Annotated in this window: 15 protein-coding genes and 1 pseudogene; 6 read left to right on the top strand and 10 right to left on the bottom strand. The window is 30.5% G+C overall.

The window, feature by feature from the left end; translation table 11 throughout:
- Positions 1–9 precede the first annotated feature (9 nt).
- The 6 genes from AJ930_RS06060 to rpsU all read right to left on the bottom strand — a co-directional run bounded on the left by AJ930_RS06060 (position 10) and on the right by rpsU (position 4,027).
- The gene (locus AJ930_RS06060) at positions 10–486 is read right to left on the bottom strand and encodes a hypothetical protein (RefSeq protein WP_002870780.1); all 477 of its coding nucleotides are present in this window, start codon (positions 484–486) and stop codon (positions 10–12) included.
- A gap of 8 nt (positions 487–494) precedes the next feature.
- Entirely contained in the window at positions 495–986 is a 492-nt protein-coding gene (locus AJ930_RS06055; protein WP_002870779.1) for a YajQ family cyclic di-GMP-binding protein, read from the bottom strand.
- A complete protein-coding gene (locus AJ930_RS06050) occupies positions 976–1,911 on the bottom strand; it encodes a D-2-hydroxyacid dehydrogenase (protein ID WP_002870778.1) in 936 nt (311 codons plus the stop codon). The genes AJ930_RS06055 and AJ930_RS06050 overlap by 11 nt, the downstream gene beginning before the upstream one ends.
- 2 nt (positions 1,912–1,913) lie before the next feature.
- A complete protein-coding gene (locus tag AJ930_RS06045) occupies positions 1,914–3,083 on the bottom strand; it encodes a glutathionylspermidine synthase family protein (protein ID WP_070275001.1) in 1,170 nt (389 codons plus the stop codon).
- 9 nt (positions 3,084–3,092) lie between these two features.
- On the bottom strand, positions 3,093–3,698 hold the full coding sequence (locus AJ930_RS06040) for a UPF0323 family lipoprotein (protein ID WP_002870776.1): 606 nt from the start codon (positions 3,696–3,698) through the stop codon (positions 3,093–3,095).
- 116 nt (positions 3,699–3,814) lie between these two features.
- Positions 3,815–4,027: a 30S ribosomal protein S21 gene (gene rpsU / locus AJ930_RS06035; protein WP_002780697.1), complete on the bottom strand. Its 213-nt coding sequence runs from the start codon at positions 4,025–4,027 to the stop codon at positions 3,815–3,817.
- Positions 4,028–4,186: 159 nt separating this feature from the next.
- Here rpsU and ccoG point away from each other — a divergent pair.
- The 5 genes and pseudogenes from ccoG to cmeC all read left to right on the top strand — a co-directional run bounded on the left by ccoG (position 4,187) and on the right by cmeC (position 11,975).
- A pseudogene (gene ccoG, locus AJ930_RS06030) lies at positions 4,187–5,564 on the top strand (cytochrome c oxidase accessory protein CcoG).
- The gene (gene cmeR, locus AJ930_RS06025; protein WP_002870774.1) at positions 5,551–6,183 is read left to right on the top strand and encodes a multidrug efflux system transcriptional regulator CmeR; all 633 of its coding nucleotides are present in this window, start codon (positions 5,551–5,553) and stop codon (positions 6,181–6,183) included. Before ccoG ends, cmeR begins: the two are co-directional and overlap by 14 nt.
- Before the next feature lie 95 nt (positions 6,184–6,278).
- Positions 6,279–7,382: a multidrug efflux RND transporter periplasmic adaptor subunit CmeA gene (gene cmeA, locus AJ930_RS06020; RefSeq protein ID WP_002870773.1), complete on the top strand. Its 1,104-nt coding sequence runs from the start codon at positions 6,279–6,281 to the stop codon at positions 7,380–7,382.
- On the top strand, positions 7,382–10,504 hold the full coding sequence (gene cmeB / locus AJ930_RS06015; protein ID WP_052949521.1) for a multidrug efflux RND transporter permease subunit CmeB: 3,123 nt from the start codon (positions 7,382–7,384) through the stop codon (positions 10,502–10,504). Before cmeA ends, cmeB begins: the two co-directional genes overlap by 1 nt.
- Positions 10,497–11,975 carry a multidrug efflux transporter outer membrane subunit CmeC gene (cmeC, locus tag AJ930_RS06010; protein WP_070274999.1) on the top strand — a complete coding sequence of 493 codons (1,479 nt, stop codon included), beginning with the start codon at positions 10,497–10,499 and terminating at the stop codon, positions 11,973–11,975. The genes cmeB and cmeC overlap by 8 nt, the downstream gene beginning before the upstream one ends.
- A 22-nt stretch (positions 11,976–11,997) precedes the next feature.
- Here cmeC and cmeU read toward each other — a convergent pair whose 3' ends face one another.
- The gene (gene cmeU, locus AJ930_RS06005) at positions 11,998–12,249 is read right to left on the bottom strand and encodes a CmeU family protein (protein WP_070274998.1); all 252 of its coding nucleotides are present in this window, start codon (positions 12,247–12,249) and stop codon (positions 11,998–12,000) included.
- Positions 12,250–12,376: 127 nt separating this feature from the next.
- Between cmeU and AJ930_RS06000 the strand changes: the two genes are divergently transcribed.
- Positions 12,377–13,723 carry a coproporphyrinogen III oxidase family protein gene (locus AJ930_RS06000; protein ID WP_070274997.1) on the top strand — a complete coding sequence of 449 codons (1,347 nt, stop codon included), beginning with the start codon at positions 12,377–12,379 and terminating at the stop codon, positions 13,721–13,723.
- On the opposite strand, the gene hemJ is transcribed toward AJ930_RS06000, so the two are convergent.
- The 3 genes from hemJ to glmM are packed head-to-tail and all read right to left on the bottom strand — an operon-like array spanning position 13,720 to position 15,956.
- Positions 13,720–14,172: a protoporphyrinogen oxidase HemJ gene (gene hemJ, locus AJ930_RS05995; protein ID WP_002870768.1), complete on the bottom strand. Its 453-nt coding sequence runs from the start codon at positions 14,170–14,172 to the stop codon at positions 13,720–13,722. The genes AJ930_RS06000 and hemJ overlap by 4 nt on opposite strands.
- Positions 14,156–14,626 (bottom strand): signal peptidase II, encoded by a 471-nt coding sequence (gene lspA, locus AJ930_RS05990; RefSeq protein ID WP_052858530.1) that lies wholly within the window; start codon positions 14,624–14,626, stop codon positions 14,156–14,158. Before lspA ends, hemJ begins: the two co-directional genes overlap by 17 nt.
- Positions 14,619–15,956 (bottom strand): phosphoglucosamine mutase, encoded by a 1,338-nt coding sequence (gene glmM, locus AJ930_RS05985; RefSeq protein WP_044793898.1) that lies wholly within the window; start codon positions 15,954–15,956, stop codon positions 14,619–14,621. The genes lspA and glmM overlap by 8 nt, the downstream gene beginning before the upstream one ends.
- Positions 15,957–16,027 lie beyond the last annotated feature (71 nt).

The raw sequence follows: 16,027 nt of genomic DNA, 5'->3' as shown, positions 1-16,027 counted from the left end.
CTCTATCCTTCAATTTTGAATATGCGTTAAGATAATTTTAGTATGTGAAATTTTATCAAAAAAACTTACTTTATTATCACAAACTTGATAAAAAATTTCATAATTTTTTGCTTTTAAATTTTGTTCAAAACCACAATCAGTTTTTTCTAAATTTCTACCCTGCCATAAAGCATTTGCCTTTAAAACATCACTTAAAATATCATCATAATATACATTTTTAAAAAATTTTTGATTAAACACTTTTTTATCATAACACACTGCATTGATGCAAATTTTATCCTTGATTTTGAGTTCAAAAAAAGCTTGCCCTAGTTTATAAACTTCTAAATTTAAAGCATTATTTTCTTTTTTTAAAAAAGCTGCATCATTGATTTTTATCATGGGAGAAGCAATCAAAACCATCAAGCTTTGACTTGAAAAATTTTGATTTTTCACACTACAAGCACAAAGAAAAAAAATAAAACACAGAGCTAAACAATGTTTCAAATTTGACCTTATTTGAGATTTTTAAAACTGATATTTAACTCTAAATCAAGCTCTTTTACAAGCTTCATCACAGCTTGTAAATCATCGATTTGTTTTGCTACAACACGAATTTCTTCACCACGAATCGAAGAGTTAACTTTAAGCTTGCTATCTTTAATAGCTTTATTGATTTTTTTAGCATTTTCACTATCAATAGCATCGTTTGCTTTCAAATTTAAACGAAACATTGCTCCACTTTCACGAGAAAGCTCTTTAATAGCATTAGGATTAATTCCTCTTTTGATAAGTTTAGAAATCACTATATCTTTTAAAACATCAAGTTTTCCTTCACTAGAAGAACTGAGTTTAAAAATACTCCCTTTTTCGCTTAAATCAATCTCACACTTAATTCCTTTTAAGTCATAACGACTATCAAGTTCTTTTTTAGCTTGTTCAAAAGCATTTTTTAACTCTTGCTTATCTAAAGCTGCTGAAATATCAAAACTATGTTCACTTGCCATTTTCTATCCATTCTTTTAAATTATTATAAACTATATCCATTAAAGCATTTAAAGCTTCCTTACTCGCCCATGCAACATGAGGAGTGATAATAAGATTTTCTTTATTTTTAATGCTTAAAAGCGGATGATTTTTCATCATAGGTTCAATTTCTAAAACATCAAGTCCTACACGAATATTTTTTTCATCTATGATTTTAGCTAAATCATTTTCATTGATAATCCCACCTCTTCCTACATTAATCAAAATCGCATTATCTTTTAAAAGCTTTAATTCTTCAAAGGTGAGTAAATTTTTAGTTTTTTCACTTAGAGGTGCGTGAATACTTATAATATCGCAAGTTTTTAATAAATCTTTTAATTCCAAATGTACAAAATCTGCGTTTTTATTAGCTCCACTCGTAGAATAATAATAAATTTCAGCTCCAAAAGCCTTTGAAATTTTTGCCACTTCTTTACCTATAGCTCCTAAGCCTATAATACCATGTTTTTTACCGCTTAAGGTATTTAAAATTCTGCTATAATCTGTAAAAATAGGACTTTCACACCATTTACCCTCTTTACTCCATTTGTCATAATAAAGCACTTGATTTAAAAAAGCAAACATAAACGCAAAAGTATGTTGCACAACGCTCATAGTAGAATACCCAGCAGCATTTTTTACAATAATACCTTTTTCTTTAGCATACTCAATATCGATATTATTAACCCCTGTGGCAGTTTCTAAAATGAGTTTTAAATTTTTACAAGCATCAATCACATCTTTATCAATTACAACCTTGTTTGTCATGGCAACATTAGCATCTTTTAAACGCTCTATAGTTTGCTCTTTATTTGTTGTAGTATAAATTTGTAAAGAACCAAATTTTTCAAAAACACTTAAATCATAATTCCCTAAAGTTGCCGCATCTAAACAAACAATTTTCATTTCTAATCCTTTATAATATGTCCTACAAATTTAGAATAATTATCAAGCACAAGACCACCTTTTCTAAATCCTAAGCCACACCCTTCATAGGCAAAGAAAACACCTGCTTGATAGTATTCGTTTTCACATGAATTAAACTCTACATATTCTTGATAAATAGCCTTATTATTCCCATAAGGACCTACATTTTCATGCAAAGTTTTTCCATCTTTAATTATACTGATATTTGCGCCTTCTCTACCAAAAACAGGTTTTTTAACATAATTTTTACCCTCTAAAGGAGTATCTTTTGTTTCTAAAAGTAATGGATGATTTGGATAAAGCTCCCATAAAATTTTTAAAATTCCCTTAGATTGAAATAAAAGCGTATAAGCAGGATTTAAAATAATCGCTCTTTGATTACGCATGATCTGAGTTAAAAGCATAGCAAGTTCACCCTCTTCTATAGCTATATCCTCCCAAGGAATAAGCTTAAACCAATACTCATAATTTTCACCCTCTTTAAAAATTCCTTCTTCACTAAATTCTACCTCATCTACAAAGGAAAAATTAGTTTGAAAACCTGCTTCATTGGCTATATGGGAAAGTAATTTTGTAGTGATTTCTTCTTCTTTGCTTCCTGCAACACTTGAAAAAAGAATTTTCCACCCTTGGTAATGCTCTTCAAACTCTTCAACACTTTCATCAAGGGTAATAAGTCTTTTAAAATTATCCATCAAACTTTCATAAATGCTATTAAATTGTGCGCTTTCATCCATTCCATTTTGTTTTAAAAGTGCCCATTGTAAAATCGCACTTTCAAAAAGAGCAGTAGGGGTATCAGCATTAAATTCTATAAGTTTTATAGGCTTACCATCAAGCCCACCCGCTAAATCAAAACGCCCATATAAATGCCAATGAACCTCATTTTCCCAACTCATTTTAATCGCATCAATAAGATTAAAAGGGATTCCAAGCTCATCAAAACGATCATTGTCAATCACTTCTTGCGCTGCAGCAATAAACATATCATAAAGCTCATTTACCGCTTCATAATAAGTATTAGCTTCACTTTCCTTAACACAAACTAACTTATTGCTAATATAATCACTTCCATCTTCATCTGTATGCCAAGAAAAACCTATATTTTCTAAATAATCTTTTTGAAGTTTGTCTACTTGTAATAATTGCATTATTTATCCTTAAGAACCAAAAGAAGAACTAGAACTTGTGGCTTTAGAGCCTCCACTAAAAAAACCTGATTTTTTAGCACTTGAAGCGGAGCTTGTTGTACCTGCTTTATTAAAACTATTAACACTCCTTTGATAAGCACTTTGATTTGAAAAAGCACCGCGTTGTTGGTTGGCAAAATTTTGATTATTGAAAAGTTTTGAACCTATCCAACTTCCCAAAATAGCGCCTGCAGCACTTGCGAGTAAAGTTTCTCCCAAACTCAATCCTCCACTACTGATTTGTCCATTGTCTTTAGTTAAATTTGAAGTTCCATTATCAATTTTAGCTGCTTCTTCTTTAATCAAAGCATCCATTTCTTCTTTGGATAAAATTCTTTCTGTACCATTAAGATCTTTTAAAACTACCCTTGTTTCATCACTTGGATATTGATCTTTGATTTTATACTGCCCTGGAGCTGTTTCTTCGATAATTACAAAAGCTCCTTGAACATTAGCTGCTTGATTTAAAGTATCTGCATTGTCATTATTACTTCCACAACCTGCTAAAGCACCTCCAGCAACAGCTGCTAAACCACCTATCATACCAATTTGAATGATTTTTTTGATTTTTTTCATAAGTTTATCCTAAAAACAGAAAATTTAAATTAGAAATTTTAACAAAAAATAATAAATACTTTTTAATACCGAATGAAGATTTGTAGGTATAAAAAAAGCCCTTTCGGGCTTTTGGGTTAGAGTCTTGACTCGTAGCGTCTAAGCATATAAAGTCTTTTAAGCATTTTTTTGCGTGCTGAAATTTTTTGTTTTTTGCGAATTTCAGTCATAGGCTCGAAAAATCTTCTTGCTCTTACTTCAGTTACAACTAGATTTCTATCTACTTGTTTTTTGAATTTACGATACGCTTCATCAAAAGACTCGTTAGGATGCACCTTGATTCCTGGCACAGTCCTCACCACCTTTCTGTGTAAATTTTTGTTGTGAAATATAATTATAAAACACTTCTTATTAATTCTAACTTAGAAAGCATTTAAAAATTGTTTTAGTTTTTATCGGCTATAATCCTTAATTACAAAAGTGCTAAAAATTATAATTAAGGTCTAAAAATGCAAGGACACATTACAAACTATACAAAAAAACGATATTTTGTATATTTAATTGCAAGTATTATCATATTTGCCCTACCTTTCATAAGAATTAATGAGAATCATTTTTTTCTTTTAAGTTTTGACCACTCTAAATTAAACCTATTTTTTATTTCTTTTTCAACACAAGAATTTTATCTCATGCCTTTTGTTCTTATATTTCTTTTTTTATTTATTTTTTTTATTACAACTTTAGGTGGAAGAATTTGGTGTGCTTGGAGTTGTCCACAAACGATTTTTAGAGTTATATATAGAGATATCATACAAACTAAATTTCTTAAAATTCGCAAAAATATCAATAACAAACAAAAAGAATATGAGGGACAATATTTTAAAAAATTTCTTGGAGTAATAATTTTTTATTTTATATCTTTAGTTGCTGTTAGTAATTTACTTTGGTACTTTATTCCTCCTGAAGATTTTTTCAATTATATTCAAAACCCTGGCGAGCATCTACTTTTACTTGGAATTTTATTTTGTGCTAGCTTACTTTTTACTTTGGATATTACCTATTTACAAGAAAAGTTTTGTGTTTATGTCTGTCCTTATGCAAGAATACAATCTGTAATGTTTGATCATGATACAATGCAAGTGATTTACGATGAAAAACGCGGAGGTTTGATTTATGATGGACACACCAAACTTCATAAAAAACCGCCTGAAGGAGAATGCATAGGTTGTGAAGCCTGTGTTAGCATCTGTCCAACTCATATTGACATACGCAAAGGAATGCAACTTGAATGTATTAATTGTCTTGAATGTGCCGATGCTTGTTCTAAGGTACAAAGCAAATTTAATCGTCCAAGTTTGATCAATTGGACAAGTGCAAAAGCTATTGAAACGCGTTCCAAGGTTCATTATTTAAGATTTAGAACGATAGCATATTTTGTAGTTCTTTTAATTGCTTTACTGGCTTTAATCATCATGGGAAGCAAAAAAGAAAGCATGCTTTTAAATATCAATCGTAGTAGTGAATTATATAATATTTCAAATGTTAAAGGCAAATTAGTCATTTCAAATGCTTATACCTTTTTGTTTCAAAATACAGATTCTAAACCTCATGAATATTATTTTACAGCAAATTTAGAAGGAATAAATGATGGAATTGAAATCATAAGACCAAACAAACCTTTTAAATTAAAAGCGGGAGAGCAAGTTAAAAAAATAGTTGTTATCAAAGCTACAAAAAATTTAGTAAACAACGATAAAAAAGATGTAATCTTTCCTTTACATATAAAAGCTTATGCAAAAGATAATGAAAAAATTTCGGTTTTTAGAAAAAGTATATTTGTATACCCCAAAAACACTCTTACAAAGGATAAAAAATGAACTCAAATAGAATACCATCACAAAAAGTTTTAGCTAGACAAGAGAAAATCAAAGCAGTGGCCTTAGAGCTTTTTTTAACAAAAGGTTACCAAGAAACAAGTTTGAGTGATATTATTAAATTATCCGGAGGATCTTATTCTAATATTTATAATAGTTTTAAAAGCAAAGAAGGATTATTCTTTGAAATTTTAGATGACATATGTAAAAAACATTTTCATCTTATTTATTCCAAAACACAAGAAATTGAAAATGGTACTTTAAAAGAAATTTTAACTTCTTTTGGTTTAACTTTTATAGAAATTTTTAATCAACCAGAAGCTGTAGCTTTTGGTAAAATTGTTTATTCTCAAGTTTATGATAAAGATAGACACCTTGCTAATTGGATAGAAAACAATCAACAAAATTTTTCCTATAACATACTTATGGATTTTTTTAAGCAACAAAATAATTCTTATATGAAAAAAAATGCAGAAAAACTTGCTGTTCTTTTTTGTACTATGTTAAAAGAACCTTATCATCATCTTAATGTTTTAATTAATACTCCTGTGAAAAATAAAAAAGAACAAAAAGAACATGTTGAATTTGTTGTAAATGTTTTTCTAAATGGGATCAATGGTTCCAAAGCTTAAAAAAATAATTTTATTAACCAAAATTAAGATATAATTAGCCAAAAATTTTTGTAATAGATATTACAATTTTTAATTTAATTTTTCAAGGCAAAACCATGAAATTATTTCAAAACAATACTATTTTAGCTTTAAGTGTTGTGCTTTTACTCACTGCTTGTAGCAAAGAAGAAGCACCAAAAATACAAATGCCGCCTCAACCTGTAACAACAATGAGCGCTAAATCTGAAGATTTGCCACTTAGTTTTACTTATCCTGCTAAACTTGTCAGTGATTATGATGTTATTATAAAACCTCAAGTTAGTGGCGTAATAGTAAACAAACTTTTTAAGGCTGGAGATAAGGTAAAAAAAGGACAGATATTATTTATTGTAGAGCAAAATAAATTTAAAGCTAGTGTTGATTCAGCTTACGGACAAGCTTTAATGGCTAAGGCAACTTTCGAAAATGCAAGCAAGGATTTTAATCGTTCCAAGGCTCTTTTTAGCAAAAATGCAATCTCTCAAAAAGAATACGACTCTTCTCTTGCTACATTTAATAATGCAAAAGCTAGTCTAACAACTGCTAGAGCACAACTTGCAAATGCAAAAATTGATCTAGATCATACCGAAATAAAAGCTCCTTTTGATGGTACTATAGGAGATGCTTTAGTTAATATAGGGGATTATGTAAGTGCTTCAACAACTGAACTAGTTAGAGTTACAAATTTAAATCCTATTTACGCAGATTTCTTTATTTCAGATACAGATAAACTAAATTTAGTCCGCAATACTCAAAGTGGAAAATGGGATTTAGACAGCATTCATGCAAATTTAAATCTTAATGGAGAAACCGTTCAAGGCAAACTTTATTTTATTGATTCCGTTATAGATGCTAATAGTGGAACAGTAAAAGCCAAAGCTGTATTTGATAACAACAACTCAACACTTTTACCAGGTGCTTTTGCAACAATTACTTCAGAAGGTTTTATACAAAAAAATGGCTTTAAAGTACCTCAAATAGCTATTAAACAAGATCAAAATGATGTTTATGTTCTTCTTGTTAAAAATGGAAAAGTAGAAAAATCTTCTGTACATATAAGCTACCAAAACAATGAATACGCTGTCATTGACAAAGGATTGCAAAATGGCGATAAAATCATTTTAGATAACTTTAAAAAAATTCAAGTTGGTAGCGAAGTTAAAGAAATTGGAGCACAATAATGTTTTCTAAATTTTTTATCGAAAGACCTGTTTTTGCTTCAGTTGTTGCAATTATCATTTCTTTAGCTGGAGTCATCGGTCTTACAAATTTACCCATAGAACAATATCCTTCTTTAACTCCTCCTACAGTTAAGGTAAGCGCAACTTACACAGGAGCTGATGCACAAACCATTGCTTCAACAGTTGCAAGTCCTATCGAAGATGCAATCAATGGCGCAGATAATATGATTTATATGGATTCAACTTCAAGTTCTTCAGGAACTATGAGTTTGACTGTCTATTTTGATATCGGCACAGATCCTGATCAAGCCACTATAGATGTTAATAATAGAATTTCAGCTGCAACCGCAAAAATGCCAGATGCAGTTAAAAAACTTGGAGTAACTGTTAGAAAAACTTCTTCAGCAACACTTGCTGCAATTTCTATGTATTCAAGTGATGGCTCAATGAGTGCGGTGGATGTATACAACTACATCGCTTTAAATGTTTTAGATGAGTTAAAAAGGGTTCCAGGAGTTGGAGATGCAAACGCTATAGGAAATCGTAATTATTCTTTAAGAATTTGGCTAAAACCTGATTTATTAAATAAATTTGGAATCACGGCTACTGATGTAATTTCTGCAGTTAATGACCAAAATGCTCAATACGCAACTGGTAAAATTGGAGAAGAGCCCGTAACTCAAAAATCCCCTTATGTTTATTCAATCACTATGCAAGGAAGACTACAAAATCCTAGCGAATTTGAAAATATTATTTTAAGAACAAATGATGATGGATCATTTTTAAGACTTAAAGATATAGCTGATGTAGAAATAGGATCACAACAATACAGCTCACAAGGACGATTAAATGGCAATGATGCAGTTCCGATTATGATCAATCTTCAATCAGGGGCAAACGCATTGCATACAGCAGAACTTGTTCAAGCTAAAATGCAAGAACTTTCAAAAAATTTCCCAAAAGGTTTGACATATAAAATTCCTTACGATACAACAAAATTTGTAATAGAATCAATCAAAGAAGTTGTTAAAACTTTTGTTGAAGCTTTAATTTTAGTTATCATTGTTATGTATATGTTCTTAAAAAATTTCCGTGCAACCCTTATTCCTATGATAGCTGTACCTGTTTCATTGTTAGGAACTTTTGCTGGACTTTATGTTTTAGGTTTTAGTATTAACCTACTTACGCTTTTTGCTTTGGTTTTAGCTATAGGGATTGTTGTAGATGATGCGATCATAGTTGTAGAAAATATCGATAGGATTTTACATGAAAATGAACAAATAAGCGTAAAAGATGCTGCCATTCAAGCGATGCAAGAAGTTAGCTCTCCGGTTATTTCAATTGTTCTTGTGCTTTGTGCTGTTTTTGTACCCGTTTCTTTTATATCAGGTTTTGTTGGAGAAATTCAAAGACAATTTGCTCTTACCTTAGCTATATCTGTAACTATATCAGGTTTTGTTGCTCTTACCTTAACACCTTCTTTATGTGCACTCTTTTTGCGACGTAATGAAGGAGAGCCATTTAAATTTGTAAAGAAATTTAATGATTTTTTTGATTGGAGTACCTCTGTATTTAGCGCAGGAGTGGCATATATTCTAAAAAGAACCATTCGTTTTGTTTTAATTTTTTGTATTATGCTTGGGGCAATTTTTTATCTCTATAAAGCTGTACCAAGCTCTTTAGTTCCTGAAGAAGATCAAGGTTTGATGATTGGCATTATCAACCTTCCTTCGGCTTCAGCACTCCATAGAACAATCTCAGAAGTTGATCACATAAGCCAAGAAGTTTTAAAAACTAATGGAGTTAAAGATGCAATGGCTATGATAGGATTTGATCTTTTTACAAGTTCACTCAAAGAAAACGCTGCTGCAATGTTTATAGGCTTGAAAGATTGGAAAGATAGAAATGTGAGTGCTGATGAAATCGCCATGGAGCTTAATAAAAAATTTGCTTTTGATCGCAATGCTTCAAGTATATTTATAGGCCTACCTCCTATACCTGGATTAAGTATCACAGGCGGTTTTGAAATGTATGTTCAAAACAAAAGCGGAAAAAGCTATGATGAAATACAAAAAGATGTAAATAAACTTGTTGCTGCGGCCAACCAAAGAAAAGAACTATCAAGAGTAAGAACAACCCTTGATACAACTTTCCCTCAATACAAGCTTATAATTGATAGAGATAAATTAAAACACTACAATCTTAACATGCAAGATGTTTTTAACACGATGAATGCAACTATAGGCACTTATTATGTTAATGATTTTTCTATGCTAGGTAAAAACTTCCAAGTAAATATCCGCGCAAAAGGTGATTTTAGAAATACACAAGATGCATTAAAAAATATTTTTGTAAGATCAAATGATGGAAAAATGATACCACTTGATTCTTTCTTAACTTTACAAAGAAGTTCAGGGCCTGATGATGTAAAACGATTCAACCTTTTCCCAGCGGCACAAGTTCAAGGTCAACCCGCACCAGGTTATACTTCAGGTCAAGCTATAGAAGCGATTGCTCAAGTAGCAAAAGAAACTTTAGGGGATGATTATTCCATAGCTTGGAGTGGATCAGCTTATCAAGAAGTTTCTAGTAAAGGAACAGCAAGTTATGCTTTTGCTTTAGGTATGATATTTGTCTTTTTAATTCTAGCTGCCCAATATGAAAGATGGCTTATACCTTTAGCAGTTGTAACAGCTGTACCTTTTGCGGTATTTGGATCATTTTTATTGGTATATTTAAGAGGATTTAGCAATGACATATATTTTCAAACAGGACTTTTGCTCTTGATTGGACTTTCAGCTAAAAATGCTATCTTAATCGTAGAATTTGCAATGGAAGAGCGCTTTAAAAAAGGCAAAGGAGTTTTTGAAGCAGCTGTTGCAGCAGCAAAACTTCGTTTTCGTCCTATCATAATGACTTCTTTGGCATTTACTTTTGGGGTCTTGCCAATGATTTTCGCAACAGGAGCAGGAAGTGCTTCAAGACACTCTTTAGGAACAGGGCTAATTGGTGGAATGATCGCAGCATCAACTTTAGCGATATTCTTTGTGCCTTTATTTTTCTATCTTTTAGAAAATTTTAATGAATGGCTAGATAAAAAAAGAGGTAAGGTTCATGAATAAAATAATTTCAATTAGCGCTATAGCAAGTTTTACTCTTTTGATTTCAGCTTGCTCTTTAAGTCCAAATTTAAATATTCCCGAAGCAAACTATAGCATTGATAATAAGCTTGGAGCCTTATCCTGGGAAAAAGAAAACAATAGCTCTATCACAAAAAATTGGTGGAAAGATTTTGATGATGAAAATTTAAATAAAGTGGTTGATTTAGCACTTAAAAATAATAATGATTTAAAACTTGCCTTCATACACATGGAACAAGCTGCCGCTCAATTAGGCATAGATTTTAGCAGTTTGTTGCCAAAATTTGATGGTAGCGCAAGCGGAAGTCGTGCAAAAACAGCTATAAATGCTCCAAGCAATCGAACTGGGGAGGTAAGTTACGGTAATGATTTTAAAATGGGGCTTAATTTAAGCTATGAAATCGATCTTTGGGGAAAATATCGCGACACATATCGTGCCTCAAAATCAGGCTTTAAGGCAAGTGAGTATGATTATGAAGTTGCAAGACTTTCTGTTATTTCAAATACAGTTCAAACTTATTTTAATCTTGTAAATGCTTATGAAAATGAAAATGCTCTTAAAGAAGCTTATGAATCTGCAAAAGAAATTTATAGGATCAATGATGAAAAATTTCAAGTTGGTGCTGTAGGTGAATATGAACTTGCTCAAGCAAGAGCCAACTTAGAAAGTATGGCTTTGCAATATAATGAAGCAAAATTAAATAAAGAAAATTACCTTAAAGCTTTAAAAATTTTAACTTCAAATGATTTAAATGACATACTTTACAAAAATCAAAGCTATCAAGTTTTTAATCTTAAAGAATTTGACATTCCAACTGGAATTTCAAGCACCATCTTGCTTCAACGTCCAGATATTGGCTCCTCTTTAGAAAAATTAACTCAGCAAAATTATCTTGTTGGAGTAGCTCGCACGGCTTTCTTACCTAGCCTTTCTTTAACGGGATTATTGGGATTTGAAAGTGGGGATTTAGATACCTTGGTTAAAGGAGGTTCTAAGACTTGGAATATAGGTGGAAACTTTACTCTGCCTATTTTTCATTGGGGTGAAATTTACCAAAATGTAAATTTAGCCAAGCTTAATAAAGATGAAGCTTTTGTAAATTATCAAAATACTTTGATTACTGCTTTTGGAGAAATTCGCTATGCTTTAGTAGCTAGAAAAACTATACGCTTACAATACGATAATGCACAAGCAAGCGAACAATCTTACAAAAGAATCTATGAAATTGCTAAAAAACGCTATGATATAGGAGAAATGTCTTTACAAGATTATTTAGAGGCACGTCAAAATTGGCTTAATGCTGCGGTTGCTTTTAATAATGCTAAATATTCTTATGCCAATTCCATAGTAGATGTAATCAAAGCATTTGGTGGAGGATTTGAGCAAAGCGAAGATATGAGTAAAAATATAAAAGAAGAATCAAAAAATTTAGATATGTCTTTTAGAGAATAGTTTATTCTATTCTCTAAATAAATTAAAAATCTTTGTCTAAATCTGCATCTGTAATTTCATAAGCCTTGTAAATAGCAGGCAATAATTTTCTTATAGCATAATCAAAATGATAAAATTGCTTATATACCTCTTCTGGATTTAAATTTTTAGCATTCTTAAAATCAAATACTTCAGTATTATTGATTTTGGCAATATTTTCATCAAAATAAGAGTAAAACTTTGCTCTTTGTTTAAACAAAACATTTAAATTTTGAACAATTTTGGCTTTATCCATTTTATATCCTTTTTAAATAATTTAAAAACTTAATCCCATTTTTTATTTAAGAAATAAAAAATTTACTCCTATTTTAGCTAAAAATTGATAAAGTTATATCTTAAATATTTTAATATATAGGCCACTTATGAATTTATTTCAAAATTTAGCTTTAAAATACTCTCATACTATGATGGAAAAATCCCTCCAAAAAGGTTTCAATGTTGAACTTTTAAAACAACCCAAAGAAAAAATTCCAAAACAAGACAAAAGCTATATGCTTTATGCCCATGTACCTTTTTGCCATACTTTTTGTCCTTATTGTAGCTTTCATAAATATTATTATGATGAAAATTTAGCCAAAGTGTATTTTCAAAATCTTAGAGAAGAAATTAAAATCATGAAAGATAAAGGTTTTGATTTTACTTCCATGTATGTGGGTGGTGGTACAACACTGATTAACGAAGAGGAATTATTAAAAACCTTAGAACTTTGTAAAAAATTATTTAATATAAAAGAAATTTCATGCGAAAGTGATCCAAATCATATTGATCCAAATAAGCTTTCTATGTTTAAAGGTATAATTGATCGTTTAAGTTGCGGAATTCAAAGTTTTGATGATGAAACTTTAAAAAAAGTGGCAAGATATAATAAATTTGGTTCATCCAAAGAACTTCAAGAAAAAATTTCAAAAGCTTTAGGAATTTTACCTATTTTTAGTATAGATCTTATTTTCAATCTTCCAGGACAAAGTGAAAAAGAACTTTTAAATGACTTAGAAATTGCTAAAAATTTAACCCCGCAACAAATCACAACCTATCCTTTAATGAAATCAAATCTTACCAAAGATAATATCGCTAAAAGTCTAGGAGTGAGCATTAAAGATAATGAATTTACTTATTATCAAATCATACGCGAATTTTTTAAAGACTATACCCAAAACAATGGTTGGAGTTTTTCTTTAGAAAAAAACAAGCTTAATGACGAATATGTCAGTTCTCATCATGAATACCTAGGAGTGGGCAGTGGGGCTTTTAGCTTTTTAGATGGGGAGCTTTTAATTAATGCATTTAATCTAAATGATTATGCTAAATTTATACAAGAAAAACAAAATGCTAATATAGCCAAAGCTTGTTTTGATAAAAAAGAGATTATCAAATATGTCTTTTTAACTGAAATTTTTTCAGGAAAAATAGAAATTGATAAATTTAATAAAACTCTAAATTGCAATCTCGAAAAAGAACTTTTCATAGAACTTTTAGGGCTTAAAACAAGCGGTGCCATCATAAAAGATCAAAATGCTTTAATCGCAACCGAATTTGGTCAATATCTTTTTGTGGTTTTAATGAAAGATTTTTACACAGGAATGGATCTTGTGCGTGCAGTATTTAGAGATGATAAGCGTCTTAAAAATAAAGATTATATCGATATCATGAAAGAAAATATTGATCCGCTTAACTCCGCTAGCATGGAATTTAAAGCGGAGGCAAACTAAAAGGGACGAACAACCATCATTAGAGTGATAATAATAAACATTATGGTTGGAAATTCATTATAAATTCTAAAATATTTCCCACTTTTAGCAGAAGTATCATTTGCTAAAGCTTTTAAACAATAATAATTATGTATATGGAAAATAATCAAAAGTGTAACACAGGTAAGTTTAACATGCATAAAACCCGAACCTACCATTAAAACTTCCTTATGAGCATGCAACATTAAACTTCCTGTGATTAAAGTCACAATCATTGCAGGAGTTTGTATATAAAAATAAAGTTTTCTTTCTTGAATTTTTACAATCTCGACAAAACCTTTATTGTCTTTATGTTCAGCATGATACACAAAAAGACGAGGTAAATAAAAAAGACCCGCCATCCAAGAAACAAATGCCAAATAATGCACCCATTTAATCCAAAAATAATAATCATTAATCCATTCTGTCATCTTTTTTCCTTTTTTTAAATATTTCTTGTATTAAAATCAAAGCCACACTTATATTTATCATGACATCTGCAACATTAAAAATAGCAAAATTAAACCATTTATGCCAAAAAAACATATCCACTACACCTCCATGTATAAAACGATCCAATAAATTTGAAACACCAGCACCAAGCATCATTCCAAAAGCTATACTATGAGTTTTTAAAAGTGTTTTTTGCCAAAAAAGATAAATAAAAAGCACGCCAATTAAAACAAGATGTAAATATTTTAAATTATGTTCTAAAAAACTCAACATTGAAAAAGCTACGCCTGTATTTAGAGCATAAGTTAAATCTAAGTATTCACTCTGCCATCTAAGTCCTGCTAAAGTTAAGGATTTTACCCATTGATCAAGAGTAAAAACCAAAACAAAGGCACCCCAAAAATAAAAAATAAATTTAAAAGTTTTAGCCATTTAAAGCTTTCTTAAAAAACTCCACAACATTTTTCATTTCTTTTTCTAAGAGCTTAATATCTTTAGCTTCTAGCAAAAGTCTTATCAAATTTTCTGTTCCAGAATAGCGAAATAAGGTATTAATATTTTTATTTTCTAAATCTTTTTTTAATTCTTTTAAACCTTTAATTTTATCTAAATCTTTTTTTTCTGCAATTTTAAGATTGATTAAAAGCTGAGGATAAGGTTTAACTTGACCCAAAATAGAGCTTGCAGATTTTTTCTTAGAAAGCATTAAAGCGCTAAATTGCAAAGCAGCTATCAAACCATCTCCAGTTTTTGCATAATCGCTAAAAATAATATGTCCGCTTTGCTCTCCGCCAAAATTTCCACCATTAGCTTTTAATTTTTCAAGCACATATTTATCGCCCACATTACAAGTATCAAGTTCTATGCCATGTTTATTTAAAAACTCTTTTAAAGCACCATTACTCATTATAGTAGCCACAACACTTGATTGTAATTTACCTTGTTCTTTAAGATAAAGCGCTAAAACCCCTAATAAACTATCTCCATTAGCCACTTCTCCTTTTTCATCTACAACCACCAAACGATCTGCATCACCATCAAAAGCAAAGCCCACATCTGCACGCAAACGCTTTACCTCAGCAGCTAAATTTGCAGGATGTAAAGCTCCACAATTTTCATTGATATTAAGTCCATTAGGTTTATCGCTCATTACTATAACTTCAGCACCTAATTCCTTAAAAACAGTAGGTGCTACCTTATAAGCTGCCCCATGAGCCACATCTAAAACCACACGCAAAGACTTTAAAGTAAGATCTTTTGGAAAAGAATTTTTAATAGAAACAATATACCTTCCTATAACATCATCAATTCTTTTTGCTTGACCAATTTTTTCCATATCCACCTTAGAGGCTTGTATAAGCTTATCATCAAAATAAATTTCTTCTATTCTTTTCTCTATATCTTCACTGAGTTTATTTCCATGAGCATCAAAAAATTTAATACCATTATCATAATAAGGATTGTGAGAAGCTGAAATCATAATCCCTGCATCACAACGCATATCTTCAGTTAAGAATGCAATCGCAGGAGTTGGCATAGGACCAATTTGTATAACATTATATCCTATAGAAGTAAGCCCTGAAACAATAGCATTTTCTATCATATAGCCGCTTCTTCTTGTATCTTTTCCTACTAAGATATTATTAGTAATACTTTTATCTTTAAAATAAATACCCGCAGCCATTGCTAAACGCATAGCCAAAAAACTATCTAAAAATTCACCCGCTTTTCCACGAACTCCATCGGTTCCAAAAAGTTTCATTGCAAACCTTTCTAGCAAAATTTAAAGACAATTATAACAAAGCTAAGATAAAGAAATTTAAACAAGCTCTA

The sequence above is a fragment of the Campylobacter sp. BCW_6871 genome, assembly GCF_001762325.1.
Classification (GTDB): Bacteria; Campylobacterota; Campylobacteria; order Campylobacterales; family Campylobacteraceae; genus Campylobacter_D; species Campylobacter_D jejuni.
This window is presented reverse-complemented; position numbering and strand designations above follow the sequence as displayed.